The sequence below is a fragment of the Nocardia sp. IFM 10818 genome (genome assembly GCF_054655275.1).
Genome location: NZ_BAAHJH010000001.1, coordinates 1,749,044 through 1,773,691, shown reverse-complemented (window position 1 = coordinate 1,773,691; position 24,648 = coordinate 1,749,044). Strand labels below are relative to the sequence as shown.

26 protein-coding genes are annotated in these 24,648 nt (G+C 69.0%); 13 read left to right on the top strand and 13 right to left on the bottom strand.

Features of this window, described 5'->3' with window-relative positions; translation table 11 throughout:
• Nucleotides 1-43 precede the first annotated feature (43 nt).
• From ACYQ5L_RS07865 to ACYQ5L_RS07845, 5 genes are all read left to right on the top strand, one after another.
• Nucleotides 44-763, top strand: coding sequence for a S1 family peptidase (locus tag ACYQ5L_RS07865; protein ID WP_459956704.1), 720 nt, complete (start codon nucleotides 44-46; stop codon nucleotides 761-763).
• A 31-nt stretch (nucleotides 764-794) separates the two neighbouring features.
• On the top strand, nucleotides 795-1,592 hold the full coding sequence (locus ACYQ5L_RS07860) for a HugZ family pyridoxamine 5'-phosphate oxidase (protein WP_459956702.1): 798 nt from the start codon (nucleotides 795-797) through the stop codon (nucleotides 1,590-1,592).
• A gap of 141 nt (nucleotides 1,593-1,733) precedes the next feature.
• Complete coding sequence (bla, locus tag ACYQ5L_RS07855; protein ID WP_459956700.1) at nucleotides 1,734-2,645, top strand: class A beta-lactamase; 912 nt, start codon at nucleotides 1,734-1,736, stop codon at nucleotides 2,643-2,645.
• 139 nt (nucleotides 2,646-2,784) lie between these two features.
• Complete coding sequence (locus ACYQ5L_RS07850; protein WP_459956698.1) at nucleotides 2,785-3,621, top strand: MerR family transcriptional regulator; 837 nt, start codon at nucleotides 2,785-2,787, stop codon at nucleotides 3,619-3,621.
• A gap of 53 nt (nucleotides 3,622-3,674) precedes the next feature.
• Complete coding sequence (locus ACYQ5L_RS07845; protein ID WP_459956696.1) at nucleotides 3,675-4,226, top strand: dihydrofolate reductase family protein; 552 nt, start codon at nucleotides 3,675-3,677, stop codon at nucleotides 4,224-4,226.
• Here the strand turns inward: ACYQ5L_RS07845 and ACYQ5L_RS07840 are convergent.
• Nucleotides 4,211-4,516: a DUF397 domain-containing protein gene (locus ACYQ5L_RS07840; RefSeq protein WP_459963351.1), complete on the bottom strand. Its 306-nt coding sequence runs from the start codon at nucleotides 4,514-4,516 to the stop codon at nucleotides 4,211-4,213. The two genes, ACYQ5L_RS07845 and ACYQ5L_RS07840, sit on opposite strands and share 16 nt — an antisense overlap.
• A gap of 124 nt (nucleotides 4,517-4,640) precedes the next feature.
• On the opposite strand from ACYQ5L_RS07840, the gene ACYQ5L_RS07835 reads away from it, so the two are divergent.
• The gene (locus tag ACYQ5L_RS07835) at nucleotides 4,641-5,081 is read left to right on the top strand and encodes a pyridoxamine 5'-phosphate oxidase family protein (protein WP_459956694.1); all 441 of its coding nucleotides are present in this window, start codon (nucleotides 4,641-4,643) and stop codon (nucleotides 5,079-5,081) included.
• A gap of 6 nt (nucleotides 5,082-5,087) precedes the next feature.
• Here the strand turns inward: ACYQ5L_RS07835 and ACYQ5L_RS07830 are convergent, their stop codons facing one another.
• The 12 genes from ACYQ5L_RS07830 to ACYQ5L_RS07775 form a co-directional block, all read right to left on the bottom strand.
• Entirely contained in the window at nucleotides 5,088-5,477 is a 390-nt protein-coding gene (locus tag ACYQ5L_RS07830) for a DUF1801 domain-containing protein (protein WP_459956692.1), read from the bottom strand.
• A gap of 40 nt (nucleotides 5,478-5,517) precedes the next feature.
• Entirely contained in the window at nucleotides 5,518-6,528 is a 1,011-nt protein-coding gene (locus ACYQ5L_RS07825; RefSeq protein WP_459956690.1) for an LLM class flavin-dependent oxidoreductase, read from the bottom strand.
• A gap of 281 nt (nucleotides 6,529-6,809) precedes the next feature.
• Nucleotides 6,810-7,640, bottom strand: coding sequence for an IclR family transcriptional regulator (locus ACYQ5L_RS07820; protein WP_459956687.1), 831 nt, complete (start codon nucleotides 7,638-7,640; stop codon nucleotides 6,810-6,812).
• Nucleotides 7,637-8,035: a 4-carboxymuconolactone decarboxylase gene (gene pcaC / locus ACYQ5L_RS07815; RefSeq protein WP_459956685.1), complete on the bottom strand. Its 399-nt coding sequence runs from the start codon at nucleotides 8,033-8,035 to the stop codon at nucleotides 7,637-7,639. Before pcaC ends, ACYQ5L_RS07820 begins: the two co-directional genes overlap by 4 nt.
• Nucleotides 8,032-8,802 carry a 3-oxoadipate enol-lactonase gene (pcaD, locus tag ACYQ5L_RS07810; protein ID WP_459956683.1) on the bottom strand — a complete coding sequence of 257 codons (771 nt, stop codon included), beginning with the start codon at nucleotides 8,800-8,802 and terminating at the stop codon, nucleotides 8,032-8,034. The genes pcaC and pcaD overlap by 4 nt, the downstream gene beginning before the upstream one ends.
• Nucleotides 8,803-8,857: 55 nt before the next feature.
• Complete coding sequence (gene pcaB / locus ACYQ5L_RS07805) at nucleotides 8,858-10,549, bottom strand: 3-carboxy-cis,cis-muconate cycloisomerase (protein WP_459956681.1); 1,692 nt, start codon at nucleotides 10,547-10,549, stop codon at nucleotides 8,858-8,860.
• On the bottom strand, nucleotides 10,542-11,105 hold the full coding sequence (pcaG, locus tag ACYQ5L_RS07800; protein WP_459956679.1) for a protocatechuate 3,4-dioxygenase subunit alpha: 564 nt from the start codon (nucleotides 11,103-11,105) through the stop codon (nucleotides 10,542-10,544). Before pcaG ends, pcaB begins: the two co-directional genes overlap by 8 nt.
• Nucleotides 11,098-11,820, bottom strand: a complete 723-nt coding sequence (gene pcaH / locus ACYQ5L_RS07795; RefSeq protein WP_459963350.1) for a protocatechuate 3,4-dioxygenase subunit beta — start codon at nucleotides 11,818-11,820, stop codon at nucleotides 11,098-11,100. Before pcaH ends, pcaG begins: the two co-directional genes overlap by 8 nt.
• Before the next feature lie 2 nt (nucleotides 11,821-11,822).
• Nucleotides 11,823-13,004, bottom strand: a complete 1,182-nt coding sequence (locus ACYQ5L_RS07790; RefSeq protein ID WP_459956676.1) for a thiolase family protein — start codon at nucleotides 13,002-13,004, stop codon at nucleotides 11,823-11,825.
• A complete protein-coding gene (locus tag ACYQ5L_RS07785; protein WP_459956674.1) occupies nucleotides 13,001-13,783 on the bottom strand; it encodes a CoA-transferase subunit beta in 783 nt (260 codons plus the stop codon). Before ACYQ5L_RS07785 ends, ACYQ5L_RS07790 begins: the two co-directional genes overlap by 4 nt.
• Nucleotides 13,780-14,601: a CoA transferase subunit A gene (locus ACYQ5L_RS07780; RefSeq protein ID WP_459956672.1), complete on the bottom strand. Its 822-nt coding sequence runs from the start codon at nucleotides 14,599-14,601 to the stop codon at nucleotides 13,780-13,782. Before ACYQ5L_RS07780 ends, ACYQ5L_RS07785 begins: the two co-directional genes overlap by 4 nt.
• Nucleotides 14,602-14,719: 118 nt before the next feature.
• Nucleotides 14,720-15,169: a MarR family winged helix-turn-helix transcriptional regulator gene (locus ACYQ5L_RS07775; RefSeq protein WP_459956670.1), complete on the bottom strand. Its 450-nt coding sequence runs from the start codon at nucleotides 15,167-15,169 to the stop codon at nucleotides 14,720-14,722.
• Nucleotides 15,170-15,254: 85 nt separating this feature from the next.
• Between ACYQ5L_RS07775 and ACYQ5L_RS07770 the strand changes: the two genes are divergently transcribed.
• The 7 genes from ACYQ5L_RS07770 (at nucleotide 15,255) to ACYQ5L_RS07740 (ending at nucleotide 24,644) form a co-directional block, all read left to right on the top strand.
• The gene (locus ACYQ5L_RS07770; protein WP_459956668.1) at nucleotides 15,255-16,064 is read left to right on the top strand and encodes a crotonase/enoyl-CoA hydratase family protein; all 810 of its coding nucleotides are present in this window, start codon (nucleotides 15,255-15,257) and stop codon (nucleotides 16,062-16,064) included.
• A complete protein-coding gene (locus ACYQ5L_RS07765) occupies nucleotides 16,061-18,034 on the top strand; it encodes an acetoacetate--CoA ligase (protein WP_459956666.1) in 1,974 nt (657 codons plus the stop codon). The genes ACYQ5L_RS07770 and ACYQ5L_RS07765 overlap by 4 nt, the downstream gene beginning before the upstream one ends.
• A gap of 187 nt (nucleotides 18,035-18,221) precedes the next feature.
• Nucleotides 18,222-19,229: a 3-hydroxyacyl-CoA dehydrogenase NAD-binding domain-containing protein gene (locus tag ACYQ5L_RS07760; protein WP_459956664.1), complete on the top strand. Its 1,008-nt coding sequence runs from the start codon at nucleotides 18,222-18,224 to the stop codon at nucleotides 19,227-19,229.
• Nucleotides 19,230-19,271: 42 nt separating this feature from the next.
• Entirely contained in the window at nucleotides 19,272-20,804 is a 1,533-nt protein-coding gene (locus ACYQ5L_RS07755; RefSeq protein WP_459956662.1) for an acyl-CoA synthetase, read from the top strand.
• 44 nt (nucleotides 20,805-20,848) lie between these two features.
• Complete coding sequence (locus tag ACYQ5L_RS07750) at nucleotides 20,849-21,688, top strand: amidohydrolase family protein (protein ID WP_459963349.1); 840 nt, start codon at nucleotides 20,849-20,851, stop codon at nucleotides 21,686-21,688.
• Nucleotides 21,689-21,768: 80 nt separating this feature from the next.
• The gene (locus ACYQ5L_RS07745; protein ID WP_459956660.1) at nucleotides 21,769-23,100 is read left to right on the top strand and encodes an MFS transporter; all 1,332 of its coding nucleotides are present in this window, start codon (nucleotides 21,769-21,771) and stop codon (nucleotides 23,098-23,100) included.
• Nucleotides 23,097-24,644: a carboxylesterase/lipase family protein gene (locus ACYQ5L_RS07740; protein ID WP_459956658.1), complete on the top strand. Its 1,548-nt coding sequence runs from the start codon at nucleotides 23,097-23,099 to the stop codon at nucleotides 24,642-24,644. The genes ACYQ5L_RS07745 and ACYQ5L_RS07740 overlap by 4 nt, the downstream gene beginning before the upstream one ends.
• Nucleotides 24,645-24,648: the final 4 nt, after the last annotated feature.

Genomic DNA, 24,648 nt, shown 5'->3' with positions numbered 1-24,648 from the left:
GCGTTGCCCGGGTCATCGCGTGCGTCGGCCGAAGGGAGTGGGCATGGTTCTCACGACAGGTTTCGCCACGAAGATCGCAGTAGGCGGGGCCATGGCCCTGACCGCGGCCGGACTGACCGTCGCACCGGCGCAGGCGAATCCGCCGGCCGTCGTGGGCGGCGGCTCCGGCATCGCCCTGCAGACCGGGGATCCCCGGCTGGTGGCGCTGTGCACCATGACCACCGTCGGCTACGACCGGACCGGGCAGCTGGTCGGCATTACCGCCGGGCACTGCGCCGAGGACGCCGGAGTCCGGGTGTGGGCGGAGGCGACGCCGCAGGCCGGGCCGATCGGATTCGTGGCGATCAAGGATGCCGGCCACGACTGGGCCGTGGTGCAACTCGATCCCGAGCGGGTGACGCCGGTGCGGCAGGTCGGGCCGTCGACGGTCGCGAGCATCGGCGCGCCCGCCGCGGCGTGGGAGACCGTGTGCAAGAACGGCCGCACCACCGGATTCACCTGCGGCGTGGTGTGGGATGCGTATCCGGACGAGTTCCTGTCCCAGGTATGCGCCAATCACGGTGATTCGGGCGGACCGGTGCTGCGCGGCGATCAGCTCGTGGGCATGATCAATGCCGGGGTGAGCCCCGAGGGATCGGGCGAGCTGGCCTGCACCGGTCCGGGCAATCCGATTCACGAGCCGGATGTCTCGAATCAGATCACCGCGGTGCTCGCCGAGATCGACAGCCTGGGCATGGTGGGAGCCGGATTCCAGCCCTTGTGATCCCGCCGGGCCTGCCGCGTAGCCTCGGGATATGACTCTCGACCACGGTGACCCCGGCGACGCTCCCTCGACCCCGCCCCCGTTGACGGCGGTGGCCAATGCCGTCCGGCCTACCCCGGCCGAGGAGGCGAAAACGGTTGCGGCGTCCACGAATACGGCGACGCTCGCCTCGCTGACCGCCGACGGCGCACCGTGGGCGTCGTTCGTCGCCTACGGTCTGAGCGAGGGGCAGCCGGTGCTGTGCGTCTCGCGCCTGGCCGAGCACGGCCGCAATCTGCTCGACGATCCCCGCGCCAGCCTGGCGATCGTCGCTCCCGAGGGACCTGCCGATCCGCTCGCGGGCGCGCGGGTCACCCTCGCCGGCGTCGTGGAGCGACCCGAGGGCGCGCGGGCCGAGGCCGCCCGCGAGGCGCATCTGGCGGCCGTTCCCGCGGCCGAGTACTACATCGACTACAGCGATTTCACGCTGTGGGTGCTGCGCGTGGAGCGGGTCCGCTGGGTCGGTGGCTACGGGCGGATGGATTCCGCCACCGCGGCGGAGTATTCCGCGGCCGCCCCGGATCCGATCATTCCGAACGCACAGCGCGCGGTCACCCATCTCAATGAGGATCACGCCGATGCCCTGCTCGAGATGGCGCACGCCTTCGGCGGGTATCCCGATGCCACCGGCGCGGTGTGCGAGCGCGCCGACCGGTACGGCCTGGATCTGCGGGTGCAGACGCCGCGCGGGGTCGCGGTCACCCGCGTCGGCTACTTCGCGCCGATCGATGGCATCGGCGAATTGCGGGCCGCGACAGTCGAATTGGCGCGCCGGGCACGAGAAGCCTAAGCGCGTAGACACAAATCCCACCTGCCATCCCGGCGTGCTTTGGCCGGGATCCACCACGTCGTATGAGATTCCGGCCAAAAGCACGCCGGAATGACGAGGAAAACGTCCCACTCGAGGCTGCTACTTCTGGGAGGACCAGTGATGAGCTCGCCGATTGTCAGCCGCCGCGCACTGCTGGGGGCGGCGCTGCTGTTGCCGGTGGCTGCGTGCGCGAGGACAGAGACCCCGAGTGCGCCGCCGATGGCCACTGCCACGACGGCGGTCGCGGCCGAGGCCGATCATCCACGGCTTGTCGAGCTGGAGCGCCAATTCGACGCTCGCCTCGGCGTGTACGCCCTGGCGACCGGGACCGGCGCGACCCTCACCCACCGGACCGACGAGTCCTTCGCGTTCTGCTCGACGTTCAAGGCGCTGGCGACCGCCGCGGTGCTGCAGCGAAACCCGCTGTCGCACTTGGATACCGTCGTGACCTACACCGAGGCCGATCTCATGAAGAGCTCGTTCATCACCCGGGATCACGTGGCCACCGGCATGACCATTCGCGACTTGTGCGATGCCGCCGTCCGCTACAGCGACGGCACCGCGGGCAATCTGCTGCTGCGTGATCTCGGCGGCCCCGAGCGGCTCACCGAATACACCCGCACCCTGGGCGATTCCGTGACGCGCATGGATCGCGTCGAGCCGCTCATCACCGAGGCCACGCCCGGCGATCCGCGCGACACCACCACGCCCCGCGCGCTCGGCACCGACTTCCAGAAGCTGGTGCTCGGCGACGCCCTCCCCGAGGACAAGCGCGCATTCCTGCGTGACCTGCTGGAGCGTTCTCTCACCGGTGCGCAGCGCATTCGTGCCGGGCTTCCACAGGACTGGACCGTGGCCGACAAGACCGGCACCGGCGACTACGGCACGCTCAACGACATCGCCATCGCCTGGCCGCCGGGCTCCGCGCCGCTGGTCATCGCGATCATGTCCAGCAAGTCCGCCAAGGGCGCCGCGTACGACCAGGCTTTGCTGGCCCGCGCCGCCGAATATGTGGCGGGCACGCTCATGTGAGATCCGGGTCAGCGCCGTGTGAGCTGCGACAGCCGTGTGCTCCCCCTATCGGGCTTGCCCCGGCCGTGTTCTCACCGCCGCAGCGCCCGGCCCCACGCACGGCGGTCGGGCGCTGCGGCCGATACGCGATACTGGGCCGATGACATCCGGCTCCCGTGCCCCCGAACGGCCCGCACTCGGCGAATCCGCCGATGACGGGCTCACCGTGGGCCGCACGGCCGCCCTCGTCGGCCTCAGCGTGCGCACCCTGCACCACTGGGACGTGATCGGCCTGGTACAGCCGAGCGACCGCACTTCGGCCGGATACCGCTTGTACGCGCCCGCCGACGTCGCCCGCATCCACCGCGTTCTCGTCTATCGCGAACTCGGCTTCCCCTTGGCTCGGATCGCCGAGCTCCTGGATGATCCCGCCACCGATGCCCGCGCGCATCTGCGCCGCCAGCGCGAAGAACTCCTCGAGCGAATCTCCCGCCTGGAGAACATGGTCGGCGCGGTGGACCGCATGCTCGAGGCCTCGGCCAAGGGCATGCAGCTGACCCCCGACCAACAGGTCGAGATCTTCGGCGACGACTGGCAGCCCGCCTGGATCGAGGAAGCCGAACAACGCTGGGGCGACAGCGCGCAATGGTCACAGTGGGCCGACCGCACCGCCGGCTGGACCCCCGCCGACTGGACCCGGATCACCGCCGAAACCAATGCCTTCCACGCCGACCTCGCCACCGCCAAACGCGACGGCGTCTCCCCCGGTTCGGCCGAGGCCGACACCCTCGCCGAACGCCACCGCGCCCTGATGTCCCGGTACTTCGACTGCACCCTCTCCATGCAGTCCTGCATGGCCCGAATGTTCCTCGAGGAGCCCGGCTACGCCGACTTCTACGACGCCCTCGAACCCGGCCTGTGCGCGTGGTTCCACGACATCATCGTCGCGAATGCCCGTGCCCACGGCGTAGATCCGGATTCCGCCCGCTGGGAGTGAAACGCCCCGGCGAAATCCGATGAGTTTCGAGCCCGCACGGGGTCTACTCGGTCATGAGGAAACTGATCTATACGTTCGGCGTGTCCGTGGACGGATACATCAACGACCGCGACGGCAGCATCGACTGGACGAACCCCGACGATGAGCTGCACCAGTTCCACAACGACAGATTCCGCGAACTCGAGATCTCCCTGCACGGCCGCCGCCTGTACCAGCTGATGGCCGACTACTGGCCGCACGTGGCCGATGACGCGCCGCCCATCGAGCGCGAGTTCGCCGAACTCTGGACGACGAAACCCAAGTTCGTCTTCTCCCGCACCCTCACCGAAGTCGGCTGGAACAGCACCCTGATCAGCGAGAACGCCGTAGAGGTAGTCCGCAAACTCAAGTCCGAAGGCGACGGCGTCATGGAAGTCGGCGGCGCGAACCTAGCCGCCTCCCTGATCCCCCACGACCTCATCGACGAGTACCAACTGTTCGTCTCCCCCGTGGTACTCGGCGGCGGCACACCACTTTTCCCGCCCTTGGACAAGCACCTCCAACTCCGCCTGACCGAGACAAGGCACTTCGAAACCGCATTCCTACTGCGCTACGTCGCCGACTGAACCGCCCCCGCACCAGCCAGGGTGTGAAACACCATCGACCGGGAACTGGTGGCGGCAAAACCCGAGAAGGGTCCGCCACCAGTTCCCGGTCGATGACGTTTCAAATCGGCTAGGAGTGGAATGTGCCGTCGATGAGCCCGGCGGTGAAGGCATCCCACTCGCCGGGGGGCGAAGACCAGCGCGGGGCCGGTCGGGTTCTTGGAGTCGCGTACTCCGACAACACCCCCGTCGAGAAACGCGAACTCCACGCACTCCGAATTCCCCGAGCTATGGGTGGTGCTGGATGCCATTTTCGACGGCGCCGAACCGCCGAGGCGGGGCGAGGGCGGGCGACCGGTGGAGGAACTCATCGGGCAGCACACCGTGCAGGTGAACTGAGGCGGACTTGTCGGGGGGCGGTGGCAGGCTGTTTCCATGGCGACGTGGCAGGAGTTCGAGAGTGCGGCACCGGAATTGGCGGCGCAGGTCAGGCTGCGGTTCGAGGCGCACAAGACCCATGTGCTGGCGACCCTGCGGCGGGACGGCGCGCCGCGGGTGAGTGGTTCGGAAGTCGAGTTCATCGGGCCGGATCTCATGTTCGGGTCCATGCCCGGGGCGAGGAAGGCGGCCGATCTGCGACGTGACGGGCGGTGCGCGATTCATGCCCATCCCGGCGAGGGCGATGCCAAGGTGATGGGTGTCGCGGTCGAGATCACCGGGCCGGAGAAGGCGGCTTTCGGGTCGCCGCCGGGTGTTCACGATTTCCGGCTCGACCTGACCGATGTCGTGCTCACCTCCGTGGACGAAGCCGCGGAACTGCTGGTGATCCAGCACTGGCGCGCCGGGAAAGGCGTGGCGGTCACCATGCGGCGCTGACGGGCATCAGCCCTTCAGCTTGCGCCAGCCGCCCGCGCGATTGTTCGCGATGATCTGCTCGAACATCGCCAATAGCGCAGGGGCATTGAGCTTTTCGCCCTCCTTGACGGCCACCGTGCGCGCGGTCTTGTTGTCGTGCCCGCCGGTAATGATTCCCTCCGGATCGGGCACGATCGCACCGTCGTAGAGGAAGACGTTCACATGCGTCTTGGCGGCCAGCAGCGCACAGATATTGCCCTGCAGCACGAAATACGGCTGCACGGTCCGCTTGATGGTCTCCTCGACCTCCGGATCGGCGGAATGCACGAGATCCCGCACCTCGTGGCAGATTCGCTGCTGCCATTCCGGTAGCGCGTCGATGTAGGCGTCGACACGAGGATCGACCACGTAGGACATGAACCGATCCAAGCACAGGGGTCCGACAGCCGCGTGAATTTCAGCCGGCCGCGGGCACGGGCGCGAGCAGTCCCACCGCCTCCGCCAGACGGCGATGCGATTCCAGGCGGGCCGCGCGATCGTAGGTGCTGGTGTGCACCAGGATCTCGTCCGCGCCCGTGCGGGCGACCAGGCCCTCCAGGGCGGCGGTGACCGTGGCCTCGGGGCCGTGGATGTGGCCGCGCAGGGACTCCTCGAAGAGGCGGCGCTGGCGCTCGGTCATGGGCTCGCGGTCGATCTGGTCGGGCGCGATCAGGGGCGGGAACTCGCCGTGCGTGCGGGAGTAGGCGGCCGACCACGCCTCGGGCAGGAGCAGGCGGTGGGCTTGCTCGCGGGTGTCGGCGATGACGGCGGAGGCCGAGACGACCACATAGGGTTCGGCGCCCCAGTATCCGGGCCGGAAGTCGGCGCGGTACCGGTCGATCGCCTCGACCATGGCGTCCTCGCCGGCGAGCTGGGCGATCACCAAGGGCAGCCCGAAGCGGGCAGCGCGCTCGGCGCCGGAACCGACGGCCAGCAGAAAGGCCGGGATGCGCAGGCCCTCGGCGGGCCAGGCGTGCACGCCCCGCCGGCCGCCGCTGAGGTAGTCCCGGAGTTCGCCGAGCTGGGCGTCGAAGTCCTCGGCATCGCGCTTGTCGTGGCCGAGAGCGCGGCGGACGCCGTCGGTGAAGCCGACCGATCGGCCCAGGCCCATATCGATGCGCCCGGGGTACAGCGATTCCAGGACGCCGAACTGTTCGGCCACCACCAGCGGCTGATGGTTGGGCAGCATGACCCCGCCGGTGCCGACCCGGATGCGCTCGGTGGCCGCGGCCACGGCGGCGGCCAGCACCGTGGGCGCGGAGCCGGAAACGCCGGGCACGCTGTGGTGTTCGGAGACCCAGAAGCGGTGGTAGCCCCAGCGCTCGGCCAATCGCGCGAACTCGACGGTCTCCCGCAGCGCCTCCGGATGGGTCTGACCCTGCCGGCGGCGCGAACGGTCCAGGATCGAGAAGCGAGTCTGTCGCAGCACCGAGCTCATGCCCAATGCCAACGCACCGGTGCGCGGTTGATTCCGCGGCGAGCGGACCTGCCGGTTCAACCACGGCGAGCGAACCTGCGGTTCAACTACGGCGGGCCGACGTGCGGCTCAGCCACGGTGGGCGGACCTGCTGGTTCCGCTGCGGCGAGCGGACCTGCTGGTTCAACAGGTGCGGCGGGCGGTTCCGCTCGTTCAGGTGCGGCGGGCGGATCCGCTCGTACAGGTGCGGCGGGCGGATCCGCTCGTACGGGTGCGGCGGGTGATCGGCGAGCTCAGCCCAGGCGGGTGATCGGTTTGGCGGCGGCGAGATCGCGTTCGATGGCCTGCGCGGCGGTCCGCAATCGCGGCAGCAGCTCGGCGTGGATGTCGTCGAGGGTGCGGCGGGTGGCGTGGGTGGAGATGTTCACGGCGGCGGCGACCGCGCCGGTCGCATCGCGCACCGGAACTGCCACCGAGCGCAGGCCCTCCTCCAATTCCTGGTCGACGATCGAATACCCCTGGGAGCGCACGTTTTCCAGCTCGGCGCGCAGGGCGGCCGGGTCGGTGACGGTATTGGCGGTGAAGCGGTCCAGGGTGGTCTCGCGCAGGTAGTCGTCCAGTTCGGCGGCGGGCAGACCGGCCAGCAGCACATGTCCCATCGACGTGGCGTAGGCCGGGAAGCGGGTGCCGATATTGATGCTCACGGTCATGATCCGGGAGGCGGCGACGCGCGCCACGTAGACCACGTCGGAGCCGTCCAGCACGGAGACCGAACTGGATTCGCGCACCTGCGCGGAGAGCTGTTCCAGGTGCGGTTGCGCGACCTCGGGCAGGGTCATGCTGGACAGGTAGGAGTAGCCGAGCTCCAGCACCTTGGCCGTGAGCGAGAAGCGCTTGCCGTCGGTGCGGACGTAGCCGAGGTCGGCGAGGGTGAGCAGGAAGCGGCGGGCGGCGGCGCGGGTGAGCCCGGTCGAGCGGGCGACATCGGAGAGCGTCAGCTGCGGGCTGTGCGCACCGAACGCCTTGATGACCGCGAGCCCGCGCTCCAGCGACTGCACATAATGTGCGCCCCGCGCGGTGTCGTCCGCCGCGGTGTCCTCCGCACCGTCCGGCTCACCGGTCATCGATCCTCCTCGCCCGAACGCTCCGCCGCGATCTCGGCCAGCACCTGCTGCCCGATCGCGAAGGCGGCATTAGCGGCGGGCACGCCCGCGTACGCGCCGGTGTGCAGCAGCACTTCGGCGATCTCCTCCGAGGTGAGGCCATTGCGCAGCGCGGCGCGCACGTGCATGGCGATCTCCTCGTGCCGCCCGAGGGCGGTGAGCACGGCCAGCGTAACGCAACTGCGGGTCCGCCTGTCCAAGCCCGGACGCGTCCAGATCGAGCCCCACACGGCCTCGGTGATGTACTCCTGGAAGGGTCGCGTGAACTCGGTGGTGCGCGCCACGGCGCGATCCACGTGCGCGTCGCCCAGCACCTCACGGCGCACCGTCATGCCCTGTTCCGCGCGCTCGCTCACGAATTCTCCTTCAGATGTTCCAGAATCAGCGGATTGACCTGCGCCGCGGCCTCGGTGGTCGCCAGATGCGCGCCGGGACCGACGATTTCGAACCGCGCCCCCGGAATGGCGGCGGCGATCCTGTGCCCGTCCTCCGGGGTGGTCGCTGGATCATCCGCCCCGGAGATCACCAGCGTCGGCGTCGCGATCCCGCCCAGCCCCGCCGCGATATCCATGGTTTCGATTGCGGCGCAACAGGACACGTAGCCTTCGACGGACTGGCTGGCCACCATCGCGCTGAAATAGCGCACCCCCTCCGGGTTGTCCCGCTGCCATCCCGCCGTGAACCACCGGTTCATCGACGTCTCCGCCAGCCACCCCATCCCCTTCTCCCGCACGATCCGCGCCCGATCGGCCCAATTGACCGGCGGCAATTCCGCCGACGTACAGCACAGCGTCAACGACGCCAGCCGCTCCCCCGCGTTCTCCCCCAACCACATTCCCACCATCCCGCCCAGCGACAGCCCCACCCAATGCGCCCGCTCCGCCCCCAGCCGATCCAACAGCCCCACCGCATCCCCACCCAGATCCGCGAGACTGTAGGGCCCCTCCGGCGTCGGCGACCCGCCGTGCCCCCGATGATCCATCCGGATCACCCGATACCCGGCCGAGGTCAACGGCCCGACCTGCGCCCCCCACATCCGCAGATCACTCCCGATGGACCCGCTGAGCACCACGACCGGCCCACCCTCCGGCCCCTCGGCCACAAAGTTCACCGAAACACTCACCACCCGACCACCTTCCACTCGTCGCCACACGGCCGCACAACCCCACCGGCCCTGGTCATCGCCCCCGCTCCTTCCACTCCCGCAGCACCCCCGAAATGAACTCCGCCGTCGACCCGAGATACCGCGCCGGATCCAGCAACTCCCGAATACGCTCCTGCCCCAGGTACTTCCCGATCACCGGATCAGCAGCCAGCCGAGCAGCAAGTTCACCCACCCCGCTCAACTGCACAGCAGGCCCGCTCGCCGTCCCGACACCCCCGCTCGCCGTCCCGGCACCTCCGCTCGCCGTCCCGGCAGCCCCGCTCGCCGTCCCGGCAGCCCCGCTCGCCATCCCGGCAGCCCCGCTCGGCATCCCGGCAGCCCCGCTCGCCGTCCCGGCGTGCTTTTGGCCGGGATCCTCACCCGCGTGGTGGATTCCGGCCAAAAGCACACCGGAATGACGGGGCGAATCGTCAGCCACGGGGGCGGGCGAGCCTTCGGCCACGGGCGCGGTCGAGCCTTCGCCCACAAGAGCAGGCGAACCTTCACCCACGGCAGCAGGTGAGTCTTCGGCCCTGGGGGCGGTGGGGGCGCAGCGGGCTGCGATCAGGTCGGCGGCGGCCTGCCTGCCGAGGTCGCCGTGTGAGGCCGAAACCAGTTCTATGGCCACGTTTTCCACCAGGAGCAGGCCGCCGGTCAGGTCCAGGTTGGTCCGCATGCGCTCGGAGTCCACCCGGAGCCGGTCCAGACTTGTGCGGAGCCAGTGCACTGCGGAGCCGGTGGTGCGGAGCAGTTCGGTGTAGGGGCGCCATTCGGCGTGCCAGGAGCCGGCGGCGCGCTGGTATTCGTGGGCGCTGGCTCCCAGTAGGGCGGCTACCAAGGCGGGGGCCTGGCCGGCGGAGGCGGCGGCGAGGACCGCGGCGACCGGGTTTCGCTTGTGCGGCATGGTCGATGAGCCGCCGGTGCCGGGCGGGCCCTGTTCGAAGACCTCGGCGACCTCGGTTTGGGCCAGGAGGGTGAGGTCGCGGGCGATTTTGGCGACTGCACCGCAGGTTTGGCCCAGGGCGGCGGCGACCTCCGCGATGCGGCTGCGTTCGGTGTGCCAGGGCAGGGCGGGTTCGGCGAGATCGAGGCGGCGGGCGAGGGCGGCGCGTACGGGAATGCCTTTGTCGCCCAGGGCGGCCAGGGTGCCGACGGCTCCGCCGAATTGGACGGCCAGGCGGCCGCGGACGGCCTCGAGGCGGTCGAGGGCCGCGATCAGGCCGGAGAGCCAGTTCGCGGCGGTGAGGCCGAAGGTGACCGGGGGCGCTTGCTGCAGCAGGCTGCGACCGGCTTGCACCGTGGTCGCGTGGGTTTCGGCGAGGTCGGCCAGCCGGTCGGCGCAGGCGCGCAGGTCGTTGCGCAGCGCGGCCAGCGCGCGAGCGGTCACCAGCATGGCCGCGGTGTCCATGACGTCCTGGCTGGTGGCTCCGAGGTGGACGTATCCGGCTGCCTCCGGGCCGACGCGGGCGGTGAGTGCGCGCACCAGCGGTCCGGCCGGGTTGCCGATGCCCACGGCGCGTTCGCCGAGCGCGGGGATGTCGTACAGCTCTGCGCGGCAGCGGCTTTCGATGGCGCGGGCGGCCTCGGCGGGGATGACGCCCGCCGCGGCCGACGCGCCCGCCAGCGCGCCCTCGAAGTCGAGCATGGCTTGCACCCAGGCGCGGTCGCTCACCTGCTCGGCGACCGGTCCGGCCGCGAGCACGCCGTCGAACAACCCGTCAGACATGGAAGAACACCGTTTCATGCTCGCCTTGAATGCGGATGTCGAAGCGGTATCCGCCGGGTGCAGGCTGGGCGACCAGCGTCGGACGGCGGTGCGGCGGCACCGATTCCAGCACCGGATCAGCGTCGTGGCGGTCCGCGTGCTCCGGGAAGTAGACGCGGGTGACCACGCGGTTCAGCATGCCGCGCGCGAAGACCGAGACGTCCAGGTGCGGGGCCTGGGGCCGGCCGTCGCGGTCCGGCACCACGCCGGGATGGACGGTGTGGATGGCGAATTCGCCGAGGCGGGTGTCGCTGCGGCCGAACCCGCGCCAGCCGTGCACGCGCCCGCGCGGATCGTCGGGATGATCGAAACCGCCGTCCGGATCGGCCTGCCAGGTTTCGATCATGGCGTCCGGAATCGGCTCGCCCGCGCCGTCGAACACCGCGCCGCGAATCCAGAATGCCCCGGGCGTGCCCTCAGGCACCACCAGGCGGCCGTCATCGCCCCAATCCAATCCGATGTGCAGATACGGGCCGACGGTCTGCGACGGCGTGCCGGGCAATGCGGTCTCAGTCATCGTGCGGCTCCTCGAACGGGGTGGCGGCCCGCCCGCGCACCACGATGTCGAATTCGAAGGCCAGCGCCCAGTTCGGCTTGGTGCGTTCCAGGCTGAAGCGCGAAATCAGCCGGGGGCGGGCGGCTTCCGGGACGGCGTTGTAGATGGGATCCTGGCCGAACAGCGGATCGTCCGGGAAGTACATCTGGGTGACGAGGCGCTGGGTGAAGGCGCGGCCGAAGACCGAGAAGTGAATGTGCGCCGGTCGCCAGGCATTGTGGTGATTGCCCCAGGGATACGCGCCTGGTTTGACGGTGACGAACTCGTACCGGCCCTGCTTGTCGGTGAGCGTGCGGCCCACGCCGTCGAAGTTGGGGTCCAGCGGCGCATCCCAGCGATCGCCGAGATGACGGTAGCGCCCCGCGGCATTGGCCTGCCAGATCTCGATGAGCGAGTCGGGAATGGGCCGGCCGTCGCCGTCGAGCAGGCGGCCGAAGACCAGGATCTTCTGGCCGATCGGATCGCCACGATGCTGATAGGTGAGATCGTGGTCGCCGGGCCGGACCAGGCCGTTGCCCAGCACCGGACCGGTGATCTCGGTCAGCGTCTGCGGCAGCAGCACCAGCGGTTGCTCGGGATGCCGCAGCGCCGTCGACTTGTAGTCCGGGAAATCCAGCGGCGGATGCGTATCCGCCCCGTCCGACTGATAGATCGGAAGCTGCTGGCTGGTAAGGATTGTCACAATGCGGCCTCCAGAACCACGGCAAGACCCTGACCCACCCCGATGCACAGCGCGGCCAGCCCCCACCGGCTGCCGCTGCGCCGCATCTCGCGAGCCAGCTGATTGACGAGACGGCCGCCGGACGCACCGAGCGGATGCCCGAGGGCGATGGCGCCGCCGTTCACATTGACAATGGCCGGATCCAGCGCGGGCCACTCCGCCAGGCAGGCCAGCGCTTGCGCCGCGAACGCCTCGTTGAGCTCGACGACGCCGAGATCCTCCCAGCCGATGCCCGCGCGCCGCAGCGCCATTCGCGCCGCCTCCACCGGCCCGATGCCGAAGGCGTCCGGATCCACACCGGCGGCGCCGCGCCCGGCGATCCGGGCCATGGGCGCGAAACCGATTCGCTCGGCGAGGGTTTCGTCACCCAGCAGCAATGCCGACGCGCCGTCATTGAGCGGTGAGGCATTGCCCGCCGTGACCGTGCCGTCGCCGCGGAAGGATGGTTTCAACCCCGCCAGCGTCTCGACGGTCGTCGCCGGACGCAGCGATTCGTCCCGGGCCAGGTCGGTCCCGGGCACGGCGATGACATGATCGTCGTAGAACCCGCTGTCCCACGCCTTCGCCGTCAATTGATGACTGCGCGCGGCGAATTCGTCCTGCGCCGCGCGGCCGATGCCGTAACGCTCGGCCAGGAGCTCGGTGCCCTCGCCCAGCGAGACCGTCCACTTCCCGGGCATGGCAGGATTCACCAGCCGCCAGCCGAGCGTGGTCGAGTGCAGGGTCTCGTTTCCGGCGGGAAAGCCCTTGGCGGGCTTGGCCATCACCCACGGAGCGCGGCTCATGGATTCCACGCCGCCGGCGACAACCGTTGCCGCATCCCCGGTTTCGATCATCCGGGCGCCCTGGATGACGGCATCCAGGCTCGAACCGCACAACCGGTTCACCGTTGTTCCGGGAACTGTCGTCGGCCACCCGGCCAGCAGCGCGGCCATGCGCGCCACGTTCCGATTGTCCTCCCCGGCCTGATTGGCCGCACCGAGCACGACCTCGTCCACCGTTTCCGGGTCCAGCCCGGCGCGTTCGGCGAGCACCCGCAGCACATGCGCGGCCAGATCATCGGGCCGCACCCGGCTCAACGCTCCGCCGAAGCGGCCGAATGGAGTTCGGATGCCGTCGTAGAGAAATGCCTGTTTCATGACGCCGCCTGCAGTGCGCGCAGCGCCGAAAGTTCCTCGGCGGTAGGCGCTTCGGTGGCCGTCAGCTCGGACGCGACCCGCAGCTCCCAGCCGGTGGCAGCTCGCACCTGCTCCACCGTCACCCCCGGATGGACGGCGGTCAACACCAGTTCCCCGGACGGATCCGGCCGCATGACACCGAGGTCGGTGATCACCAAAGTCGGTCCCGCCCCGCGCATTCCGAGCCGCGCCCGCTCGCCGTCACCCCGCCCGTGCCCGAACGAGGTGATGAAATCGACCCGCTCGACGAACGATCGCCGCGACTGCCGCACCACCACGAACACCTCGCCGCAGGAGGCCGCGATCTCCGGCGCACCACCCGCACCCGGCAGCCGTACGCCCGGGTCCGCGTAATCCCCGCCGATGACGGTCGTATTGATATTGCCGTACTTGTCGATCTGCGCCGCGCCGAGGAAACCGATATCGATGCGCCCCGGTTGCAGCCAGTAGTTGAACACCTCCGGCACGCTGATCACCGCGTCCGCGGTCTCGGCGAGGATCCCGTCGCCGATGGAGGCGGGCAGCCGATCCGGCTTCGACCCGAGCGTCCCCGACTCGTAGACCAGGACCAGTCCGGGCGCGTGCGTGGTGCGGGCGAGATTGGCCGCGGTCGAGGGCAGGCCGATGCCGACGAAGCACCGGATGCCGTCGCGCAGCGCCCGCGCGGCCGCGACGGTCATCATCTCGTCGGCCGTGTACTCCGGCGCGGCGGTCGCGGATTCGATATCGGTGAGTGTCATGCCGGGCTCCCGGTGGTGGTGAAGACGTGCCGGTCGAGCCAGCCGGTGAAGGCGTCACGGTCGCGGCCGATCGCGTCCCATGCCGCATAGTAGACGTTGTCCCGTTCGCTGTAGCCCTGCGCGTAGGACGGATGCGCCCCGCCGGGTACCGCGGCCACGGCGGTGACCGCCCAGCCGGGCAGCACGATGGCGCCGGGCACCGGCGTCAGCTCCTCGACGATCTCCTCCACGGTGACCAGGCTGCGCCGCGCCGCCAGCACGGCCTCCTTCTGCACCCCGAGCAGGCCCCAGAGCTGGACGTTTCCGTGCCGGTCCGCGCGCTGGGCGTGAATGATCGTGACATCGGGCTCGAGGGCGGGCACCGCGGCCAGCCGCTCGCCGGTGAACGGGCAGTCGATGAACTTGATCGTGTCGGTCACCGTCGGGAGATCGGTTCCGGCGTAGCCGCGCAGCACCGCGAACGGCAGCCCGGCCGCGCCGGCCACATACCGGTTGGCCATGCCCGCATGGCTGTGCTCCTCGATCTCGAGCGGCGCCGGCCAGCCCTGCTGCACGGCATCGCGGAACCGGTGCAGCGAGCCGACGCCGGGATTCCCGCCCCAGGAGAACACCAGCTTGCGCGCGCAGCCGGCGCCGATCAGCTGGTCGTAGACGATGTCCGGGGTCATGCGCACCAGCGTCAGCTCGCGCCGCCGCTGCCGGATGATCTCCTGCCCGGCGGCCACCGGGATCAGATGGGTGAACCCTTCCAAGGCGACGGTGTCGCCATCGTGGACGAGTTCGGCGACCGCCGCAGCCAAGGACTGGATCTTGGCCATACTCACTCCCTAGAGAATATGTGCGCTATGCGAACATATGGTTGCTATACGCACAAACTAACGCGCAGGCGTCGGCGACTCAAGACCCGCGAATGCGAGCGGCCGGATGCGGCCTCGGTCAGGCGTCGGAGTCCTTACTCAGCGCCCGACGGCTCGTGACGAGGAATTCGCGGAAGACCCGCCGCTCCTCCGCGCTCAATTCCGCCACCATGCGCTCTTCCATATCGGCGACGCGAGGGTTGTACCGCGCCAGGAACTTTCGCCCCTCATCGGTGAGGCTGATGAGCAGCCGCCGCCGATTGGCCGGGTCCACGGCGCGCTCGATGAGCCCGCGCCGCTCCAGCGCGCCGATCAGATCCGAGGTGGACTGCGCCCGCACGAACGACGCCCGCGCCAGATCCGCCGAGGACATGGTGGGCCGCCGCTCCAGCACGGACAGCGCGGTGTACTGCAGGGCCGTCACACCCGACGGCTTGAGCAGGGCGTCCAGCTGTGCGCGACTGGCCAGTTCGAGGCGCTTGATCAGGTACAGCAGCGTGGCGGGGGCCGGCTCATCGGAAGCGGTCACACGGCCATTCAAGCAGGATCTTGCATCGTCAGGAAACCTGATGCATTATCAGGAAACCTGATGATCTGCTGCTTCGGAGGATTCGTTGCACCCGCCCCGACCGCTCTCCGCCGTCACCCTGCCCGATACCCTGCGCGCCGCCATGAGGGGCGGCGTGGCGGTATTGACGCTGGCCCGGCCGCACAAGCGCAATGCGCTCAGCGATGACACCATCCTGGGCATCGAGCGGTTCTTCACCTCGCTGGGACCCGATGTGCGAGCGGCGGTCATCACGGCCGACGGCGAACATTTCTGTGCCGGACTGGATCTGGCGGAGATGACCGAGCGGAACACGCTCGACGCGGTGGCGCATTCGCGAATATGGCACCGGGTTTTCGACGTCATCGAGAACGGGCGGGTGCCCGTGGTGGCGGCGCTGCGGGGCGCGGTCGTGGGCGGCGGGCTGGAATTGGCCGCCGCCGCGCACATCCGGGTGGCCGAGGACTCCACGTTCTACGCACTGCCCGAGGGCATGCGCGGATTGTTCGTCGGCGGTGGCGGATCCGTGCGGATTCCGCGGCTCATCGGCGTGGCCCGCATGACGGACATGATGCTCACCGGGCGGAAATACCACGCGCAGGAGGGCGTCGCCATCGGACTCTCGCAGTACGCGGTGCCCGCCGGGACCGGTTTCGCCAAGGCGCTCGAACTGGCCGAACGCATTGCCGGCAATGCCCCGCAGACGAATTACGCGGTGCTGCAAGCCCTGCCGCGCATCGCGGAAGCCAATCCGCGGGAGGGATACCTCATGGAATCGCTCATGGCGGCCATTGCCTCGGGCAGTGACGACGCCAAGCGCCGCATGGGCGATTTCCTCGCCGGGCGCGCTGCCAAGGTCACCGAGGAGCCCGCATGAGCATCGAACAGGGCGATATCGTCTGGTCGCCACCGGCCGATGTGCTCGAACACAGCCGGGTCGGGCAGTTTCTGAGCTGGCTGCGAGAGCATCGCGGACTCGAGTTCAACGGTCACGACGAGCTGTGGCCGTGGTCGGTCACCGATCTCCCCGGATTCTGGTCCGCCATCTGGGAATTCGGCGGCGTGATCAGCCATGCGCCGTACGACAGCGTGCTCGCCGAACGGGTCATGCCGGGCGCACGGTGGTTCCCCGGCGCGCTGCTCAACTATGCCGAACACGCCATGGGCACCGAAGCCGATACCGATCGCAGTGCGGTGCTGGGCATTTCGCAGACCCGGCCGGATATCGAGCTGACCTTCGGGCAGTTGCGCGATCAGGTGGCGCGGGCGCGCAATGTCCTGCGCGACCTCGGCGTCGGCCCCGGCGACCGGGTCGCGGGATACCTGCCGAACGCACCGGAACCCCTGATCGCCTTCCTGGCGACGGCGAGCCTCGGCGCGATCTGGGCGAGCTGCGCCCCGGAGTTCGGGCCGCGCAGCGTGATCGACCGCTTCGCCCAACTGGAACCCGAAGTCCTGCTGGTCGCGGGCGGATACGCCTACGGCGACAAGGACATCGACCGCCGCACCCAGATTGCCGAGATCCGCGCCGAACTGCCCAGCGTGCGGCATGTGGCCGACATTCGATACGGGACATGGCGTGTCGACGACGCCCTCGACTGGCCCGCCCTGCTCGCGGCCGCCCCCGGCGGCACACCGGAGTTCCTGCCGGTGCCCTTCGACCACCCGCTCTTCGTCCTCTTCTCCTCCGGCACCACCGGCAAACCCAAGGCCATCGTGCACGGCCACGGCGGAATCCTGCTGGAGCACTTGAAGAATCACATGCTCTCCTGGGACATGGGCCCCGAGGACCGCATGCTGTGGTTCACCACCACCGCCTGGATGATGTGGAACGCCCTGGTCTCCGGGCTTCTCACCCGCTCCTCCATCGTCATGATCGACGGCAACCCCATGCATCCCGATGTGGGCTGGCAGTGGCGCCTCGCCCAGCGGACCCGCGCCACCATCATGGGCGCGAGCCCCGGATTCATCATGGCCTCCCGCAAGGCGGGACTGCGGCCCGGCGACCTGAACCTCCCCCTCCGCGTCATCGGCTCGGCCGGTGCGCCCCTCCCGCCCGAGGGCTACGCCTGGATCCGCGACCAATTCGGCCCCCGCGTCCAGCTGAACGTCGGCAGCGGCGGCACCGACGTGTGTTCCGGCCTGGTGCAGAACAATCCGCTCCTCCCCGTCCACGCCGGTGAGATCTCCGGCCGCTGCCTCGGCGTCGACGCCCACGCCTTCGACGAATCCGGCGCCCCCGTCACCGGCGAACTCGGCGAACTCGTCATCACCTCCCCCATGCCGTCCATGCCCGTCGCCTTCTGGGGCGACACGGACGGCACCCGTCTGCGCTCCACCTACTTCGACCGCTGGCCCGGCGTCTGGCGTCACGGCGACTGGATCCAGTTCAACGCCAATGGCACCTGCCACGTAGCCGGCCGCTCCGACGCCACCCTCAACCGCGGCGGCGTCCGCCTCGGCACCGCCGAGTTCTACCGCGTGGTCGAGGAAATCACTGGCATCGCCGACAGCCTGGTCGTCCACTTGGAAGACCCGAACGGCGGCAACGGCGACCTACTCCTGTTCGTCGCCCTGGAGCCCGGCCGCCACCTCGACACGGATCTCCGCGCGAGGATCACCCGAGTCCTGCGTACCTCCTTGTCACCCCGGCACATCCCCGACGAGATTCACCAAATCCCGTTGATACCCAGAAACCTCACCGGCAAGAAGCTCGAACTCCCCGCAAAGCGGATCCTCCTCGGCGCCGCACCGGACACCGTCGCCAGTCGCGACGCTCTCGCCGTCCCCACCGCTCTCGACCCCTTCATCGCACTCGCCGAAGACCGAAGGGCGGTTGCACCGTGATGACACCCGAGCACGTAAACACAAGCCTCATAAGGCATCCCGGCGCGAGCCACACCCGTCATCCCGGCGGGTTTTCGGCCGGGATCTCGCACACGGCCGTGGATTCCGGCCAAAAGCACGCCGGAATGACGAAGGAAGCATCACGAGAGAAGGTGGCGTTGTGATCCCGGCCGAGGAAGTGCGGACCGTGGCAATTGTTGGTGCGGGCTCGATCGGCGCGAGCTGGGCGGCGCTGGCCTTGGCTCGCGGGCTCACCGTGATCGCCACCGACCCCGCGCCTGGTGCACGGGAGTCATTGTCCGACACGATGAATGCCCTGCTGGCCGACCTCGGGGCGGACGACACCGTCGAGGACGCCGGCGGAGTCGCGGATTCCCCCGGCGCAGGCGGCAGTCCGCTCGAAGCGCCCACTCGCGCAAGGCTGCACAGCGGCGCGGAAGTATCGCACTGGCGGGAGCGGTTGAGCTTCACCCCTGAACTCGCCGAGGCGGCCGCTGCCGCGGATCTGGTGCTGGAGAACGGGCCGGAACGGTTGGAGGTGAAGCGGGAGATCTTTGCGGCGCTGGATGCGGTGGCGGGGCCGGGGGTGTTGCTGGCGAGCAGTTCGTCGGGGCTCGCGCCGAGCGACTTTCAGCAGGTGTGCCGATATCCGGAGCGGGTGCTGGTGGCGCACCCGTTCAATCCGCCGCATTTGGTGCCGCTGGTGGAAGTGGTCGGGGGTGAGAAGACCTCGGGGGAAGCCATTGCGGCTGCTATGGCGGTGTTGCGGCATTGGGGTAAGGAGCCGGTGCAGATTCGGCGGGAGTTGCCGGGGCATGTGGCGAATCGGTTGCAGGCCGCGCTGTGGCGGGAAGCGTATTACCTGGTGGAGCAGGGCGTAGTGTCGGTGGCCGATATCGATACCGCGATTGCGGCGGGGCCGGGGCTGCGGTGGGCGCTGCTGGGGCCGTTCGCTACTCAGCATCTGTCCGGCGGGCCGGGCGGGCTCGGGCATGTGCTCGAGCATCTCGGGCCGCCGATGGTCGACTGGTGGGCCGATCTGGGTGCGCCGGAGCTGACGCCCGGATTGATCGAGCGCCTGGTGGCGGGGGTTGCCGAGGAGCTCGGTGAGACCGCGGCGGAGGAGTTGCTGCAGCGGCGGGACCGCGCGTTGCGAGACCTGTTGTCGCTCAAGAACCGGCACGGGCTGGGCTGACATGTCCGAGACGTACGCAGACGGCGAAGTTGGGAGACATCGATGAACGACCGGGGCATGGGGTCCTGGACCACTCGGCGCGCCCGGATGACACCGGAGCGGGCGGCGCTGGTCCAGGACGGGGTGGTGACGACCTACCGGGAGCTGGACGAGCGGGCGACGCGGCTGGCGCACGGGCTGCGACTGCGCGGGGTGGAGCGCGGGGACCGGGTGGCGTATCTGGGCTGGAATTCGGTCGCATTCGTCGAAACCATGTTCGCGGTCGCCAAATTGGGGGCGGTGGTGGTGCCGCTGAACACGCGCCTGGCCGCACCGGAGACCGCGTTCATCCTCGCGGATTGCGCGCCACGGCTGCTGATCGCCGATCAGGGCTTCGACACCGTGCTCGACTCCGATGCGGTGCGGGCGCTCGGGCTGGACCTGGTGGGCGTCGACGATCAGGTGACCCTGAGCGCGACCACGCTCGGCGAGATTTGCGAATCCGGTTCCGGCACAGCGCTGGACGAGGCGATCACTCTCGACGACCTGTTCATGATCCAGTACACCTCCGGCACCACCGGGCAGCCCAAGGGGGTCATGCTCACCCACGGCAATATCACCTGGAACGTCTACAACCTCTTGGTGGACATGGACGTTCGCAGTACCGAGGTCGCGCTGGTCACCGCTCCCCTGTTCCACACCGCGGCGCTCAATCAAGTGCTGTTCCCGGTCCTGCTCAAGGGCGGCACCGCGCTCATCGAAGCCAAATGGGATCCGGAACGGGCCATGCGACTCATCGAAACGGATGGCGTCACCATGCTTTTCGGCGTCACATCGATGTATCGGTCACTGGCCCTGACGCCCGGGTTCGACACCGCCGAGCTGTCCTCGCTGCGCAATGCGCTCAGCGGCGGCGCGCCGATTCCGGTCGCACTGCTGCAGACCTACCGGGCGCGCGGGCTGAACATCATCCAGGGCTACGGCCTCACCGAGGCGTCGCCGGGGGTCACCATGCTGCGCGACACCGATCCCGGCGCGGACGGCGCGAAACTGGGTTCCGCGGGCACGCCATGCTTCTTCACCGATGTCCGCCTGACCGGCGACACGAGCGATACCGGCGAAATCCTGGTGCAGGGCCCGAATGTCAGTCCCGGATACTGGAATCGGCCCGACGCCACCGCCGCGACCTACGCGGCGGGACATTGGCTGCACACCGGGGATCTGGGCCGCCGTGACGCGGACGGCCACCTCTATATCGTCGACCGGCTCAAGGACATGTTCATCTCCGGCGGCGAGAACGTCTATCCCGCCGAGGTCGAGCAGGCGATCTACGCCCATGCGGCCGTCGCCGAATGCGCGGTCATCGGCATCCCCGACCGGACCTGGGGTGAGGTCGGCCGCGCCATTGTCGTGCTCCGCCCGGGCGCGGTGCTCACCGAGGCCGAATTGCTGACCTTCCTGGATACCCGCATCGCCCGCTACAAGATCCCGAAATCCGTTGTGTTCGTGGATGAATTGGCGCACAACGCCTCCGGAAAACTGAGCAAGGCCCGCATTCGTGAACTGCACGGTGCGCTGGACGAGGAGAACCCGTGAAATACGAATGCAAGATCGATATCGAGGCGATCACCGCGCTCGATATGCACGTCCATATCGAACAGGACCACCACGGGTGCCTCTCGCTGGATCAGGAGTTGATGGACGCGTCGGCGGCCTATTTCAAATCCTCGGACAATCGCACGCCGACCGTCGACGACATCGCGGAACGCTATCGCGCGGCGGGGATGGCGGCGGTGGTGTTCACCGTCGACGCCGCGACTTCCACCGGGCACCCGGCCATTTCGAGTGAGGATATCGCCGAGCGGGCGGCCGAGCACGCCGATGTGCTGATCCCCTTCGGCTCGGTGGATCCCCTGCGCGGGGACGCCGCCATCGCGCAAGCGCGGCGGCTGGTCACCGAATACGGCGTGCGCGGCTTCAAGTTCCACCCCAGCCTGCAGGGCTTCGCACCCAATGAGCCGCGGTTCAATCCGCTATGGGAAGCCTTGGAGGAACTCGGTGTGCCCGCCCTGTTCCACACCGGCCAGAACGGCATAGGCGCGGGGCTGCCCGGCGGCCGCGGCATCAAACTGCGCTACTCCAATCCACTGCTGCTGGATGACATTGCCGCTGACTTCCCCGGTCTGACAGTCATTTTGGCGCATCCGTCAGTGCCCTGGCAGGCCGAGGCCATCTCCATGGCCACCCACAAGGCCAATGTCTTCATTGATATGTCCGGGTGGTCCCCCAAGTACTTCCCCGCTGAATTGGTCAAGGCGGCCGGCGGCATGCTGCGCCGGAAAGTGTTGTTCGGCAGCGATTATCCGCTCATCGCCCCCGAGCGCTGGCTCGCCGATTTTGCGACGCTCGGTCTCAAAGACGAAGTGCTGCCCGGGATCTACAAAAACAATGCCGTGGGCCTGCTCGGCCTCTTGACGTGAGCTGGACCACACAGCATAATCATCAGGGTTCCTGACTATCAGGAACCCTGATCTTTTTGCATCGCCTCTGGGAGCTCCCCATGTCATCCATTTCCACCGCGGACGCGCGCAGCCAGATGCGCCGGGTCGTCGCCTCCAGCTTCACCGGCAGCCTCATCGAGTACTACGACTTCATGCTGTACTCGACGGCCTCCGCGGTCGTCTTCGGCAAGGTCTTCTTCTCCAATCTGGACGGGCTGACCGCCACCATCGCCAGCTTCGCCACCTTCGCGGCCGGCTATCTCGCGCGCCCGCTCGGCGGAATCGTGTTCGGGCACTTCGGCGATCGGCTCGGCCGCAAGAAGATGCTGGTGCTGACCATGACCCTGATGGCGGGCGTGAGCACCGTCATCGGCCTGCTGCCCACCTACGCGGCCATCGGCTTCTGGGCCCCGGTGCTGTTGACGCTGCTGCGCGTGGTCCAGGGCATCGCCGTCGGCGGCGAATGGGGCGGCGCGGTTCTCATGACCGCCGAGCACGCCACCTCGCGGCGCGGGCTGTGGGCCAGCTTCACCAATGCCGGCGCGCCCGCGGGCCTGGTGCTGTCCACCGCCGTCATGTCGGCGACCGCCGGTCTCACCACCGATGCGCAGTTCCTGTCCTGGGGCTGGCGAATTCCGTTCCTGCTCAGCCTCGGTCTGCTGGCGGTCGGTCTCTACATCCGGCTCAGCGTGCGCGAGACGCCGGCCTTCGAGCAGCTGCACGAGGCCGGGCACGACCGCGGCTTCCCGCTGCTGGAGGTGCTGCGCGACCATTGGCGCAATCTGCTGCTGACGGTCGGCGTCGGCCTCGGCGCGTTCATCGCGCAGGGCACGCTGACCACGTTCGTCGTCGCCTACGCGGTGAACGTGGGCTTCGCCCGCCCCTCGGTGCTGAACGCGCTCACCATCGCCTCGGCCTTCTCGGTGGTGCTGATCCCGCTGTGGGCGGGCCTGACCGACCGGGTCGGCCGCCGCCCCGTGATCCTGGCCGGTGCGGTGTCGATGGGCCTGTTCGCCTTCGCGCTGTTCCCCATGATTCGCACCGGCAGCTGGCCCATGCTGCTCATCGCACTCGTGCTCGGTGTGGGTATTCTGCATCCGGCCTGGTACGGGCCATTGGCGGCGCTGTGCAGCGAGATGTTCTCGACCTCCTCCCGCTACACCGGCGCCTCCCTGGGTTATCAGCTCGCCGGCATCGGCGCGGGCGTCGCGCCCTTGGTCTTCACGAGCATGCAGAAGTCGTTCGACAACAACACCATCGGCGTCTCACTGATCGTCGCGGCCTTCGCGCTGCTGTCGGTGATCTGCGTCCTGGCCATCTCCGAGACGCGGCACCGCGATCTGGCCGAGCCCATTGCCGCCGAGAATGAATTCGAAAGGCAGACACTATGATCGACAGCCGTCCCGCCGGCCACACGCTGACCCGGCGGCGCTTCCTGGGCGCGGCCGGAACGGTCGCGGCGAGCGTAGCGCTGGGCACCGCGTGCGGCAGCGGGTCGGCCTCGGACGCCGCCACGGTGGCGACCACCCAGCAGGGCAAGGTGCGAGGCGTCGAATCCGAGGGCGTCATCATCTGGAAGGGCATCCCCTTCGCCGCACCGCCGACCGGCCCCCGCCGATTCGCCGCACCCGAGCCCGCCGAACCGTGGACCGGCATTCGCGAGGCCACCGAATTCGGCCCCGCCGCACCGCAGGGGCCGCTCGCGCCGGGCACGCCCGCGACGCCGAATCAGAGCGAGGACTGCCTCTACCTGAATGTGTGGTCCCGCGCGACCAGCGGTAAGCGGCCGGTGATCGTGTGGATTCACGGCGGCGCGTTCGTGGTCGGCACCGGCGGCGACACGCGGTTCGACGGCAGGCATTTCGTCGATCGAGACTGCGTGCTGGTGACGATCAACTACCGGCTCGGGGCCTTCGGCTGCCTCTACCAGCCCGGCAAACCGGGCTCCGGAAATCTGCGCCTGCTCGACCAGATGGCGGCGCTGAACTGGGTGCGCAACAACATCTCCGGCTTCGGCGGCGACCCGGACAATGTCACTGTCATAGGCGAATCCGCCGGAGCCATGTCCATCGGCCCGCTGCTCGGCATTCAGGTCGCCCGCCGGTTGTTCCACCGCGCGATCCTGTCCAGCGGCGGCCCCCGCCCCGTCCGCACGCCCGAATTCGCGGCCCTCACCACCACCGCCGTGCTGCGCACCCTCGGCCTGAGCGACCCGGCCCGGCTCATGGACGTCTCCACCGCGGAGTTGCTGGACGCGTCGGTCGCCGCCCGCGCCAATGCCGAACTGCTGGAACCCTATCCACACGTCATCGACGGCATCGTGCTGACCGATCATCCCCTGCGCACCGTCGACGGCAGCGTGGATCTGCTCATCGGCACCTGCGCCAAGGAAGCCGACCTCTTTCTCATCGACCCCGCCAATCGCACCCGCTTCGAAACCCAAGCCCGCCGAGCGGTCGGCGACCGGACCTGGGACCACCTCCTCCGGACCTATACCGGCACCCCGATCGACGGCCACGTCCCGCTGAACGACATCCTCAGCGGCTGGTTCGCCGTCATGCCCTCGGTCTGGCTCGCCGAACACGCACAGCGCGCGGGCGCGAAGGTCTGGCAGTACACCTTCGACTACGCCGCCGCGGGCCCTCGGGGCGCGGTGCACGGAGCCGATGTCCCCTACAGCTTCGGCAACCTCGACACCGCCGAACTCACCAACCCGGCAGTCGCCGAAAAGCTGTCCGGCGCCATGGTTTCCGCCTTCACCGCATTCGCTCACACCGGCGACCCCGCCGTGCCCGACCTGCCCGCGTGGCCGTCGTTCACCCCGGACAACCGGGCGTGCATGTCCTTCGACGCCCAGCCACGCCTGACGGATGACCGTCTCCCGGCCGAGCGCCGACAGGCGTGGGCGGCGGCCGATCCCTATCTGGTCTGCTGATCGT

What these genes read in the sequence shown, in the direction of transcription:
- ACYQ5L_RS07820 (WP_459956687.1), bottom strand. Translation starts at nt 7,640, where the DNA reads ATGACCGGTGAGCCGGACGGTGCGGAGGACACCGCGGCGGACGACACC.
- bla (WP_459956700.1), top strand. Translation starts at nt 1,734, where the DNA reads ATGAGCTCGCCGATTGTCAGCCGCCGCGCACTGCTGGGGGCGGCGCTG.
- ACYQ5L_RS07780 (WP_459956672.1), bottom strand. Translation starts at nt 14,601, where the DNA reads ATGGCCAAGATCCAGTCCTTGGCTGCGGCGGTCGCCGAACTCGTCCAC.
- ACYQ5L_RS07840 (WP_459963351.1), bottom strand. Translation starts at nt 4,516, where the DNA reads ATGGCATCCAGCACCACCCATAGCTCGGGGAATTCGGAGTGCGTGGAG.
- ACYQ5L_RS07750 (WP_459963349.1), top strand. Translation starts at nt 20,849, where the DNA reads ATGCACGTCCATATCGAACAGGACCACCACGGGTGCCTCTCGCTGGAT.
- ACYQ5L_RS07745 (WP_459956660.1), top strand. Translation starts at nt 21,769, where the DNA reads ATGTCATCCATTTCCACCGCGGACGCGCGCAGCCAGATGCGCCGGGTC.
- ACYQ5L_RS07790 (WP_459956676.1), bottom strand. Translation starts at nt 13,004, where the DNA reads ATGAAACAGGCATTTCTCTACGACGGCATCCGAACTCCATTCGGCCGC.
- ACYQ5L_RS07830 (WP_459956692.1), bottom strand. Translation starts at nt 5,477, where the DNA reads ATGTCCTACGTGGTCGATCCTCGTGTCGACGCCTACATCGACGCGCTA.
- ACYQ5L_RS07740 (WP_459956658.1), top strand. Translation starts at nt 23,097, where the DNA reads ATGATCGACAGCCGTCCCGCCGGCCACACGCTGACCCGGCGGCGCTTC.
- ACYQ5L_RS07785 (WP_459956674.1), bottom strand. Translation starts at nt 13,783, where the DNA reads ATGACACTCACCGATATCGAATCCGCGACCGCCGCGCCGGAGTACACG.
- ACYQ5L_RS07860 (WP_459956702.1), top strand. Translation starts at nt 795, where the DNA reads ATGACTCTCGACCACGGTGACCCCGGCGACGCTCCCTCGACCCCGCCC.
- pcaB (WP_459956681.1), bottom strand. Translation starts at nt 10,549, where the DNA reads ATGTCTGACGGGTTGTTCGACGGCGTGCTCGCGGCCGGACCGGTCGCC.
- pcaG (WP_459956679.1), bottom strand. Translation starts at nt 11,105, where the DNA reads ATGACTGAGACCGCATTGCCCGGCACGCCGTCGCAGACCGTCGGCCCG.
- ACYQ5L_RS07755 (WP_459956662.1), top strand. Translation starts at nt 19,272, where the DNA reads ATGAACGACCGGGGCATGGGGTCCTGGACCACTCGGCGCGCCCGGATG.
- ACYQ5L_RS07835 (WP_459956694.1), top strand. Translation starts at nt 4,641, where the DNA reads ATGGCGACGTGGCAGGAGTTCGAGAGTGCGGCACCGGAATTGGCGGCG.
- ACYQ5L_RS07765 (WP_459956666.1), top strand. Translation starts at nt 16,061, where the DNA reads ATGAGCATCGAACAGGGCGATATCGTCTGGTCGCCACCGGCCGATGTG.
- ACYQ5L_RS07865 (WP_459956704.1), top strand. Translation starts at nt 44, where the DNA reads ATGGTTCTCACGACAGGTTTCGCCACGAAGATCGCAGTAGGCGGGGCC.
- ACYQ5L_RS07850 (WP_459956698.1), top strand. Translation starts at nt 2,785, where the DNA reads ATGACATCCGGCTCCCGTGCCCCCGAACGGCCCGCACTCGGCGAATCC.
- ACYQ5L_RS07845 (WP_459956696.1), top strand. Translation starts at nt 3,675, where the DNA reads ATGAGGAAACTGATCTATACGTTCGGCGTGTCCGTGGACGGATACATC.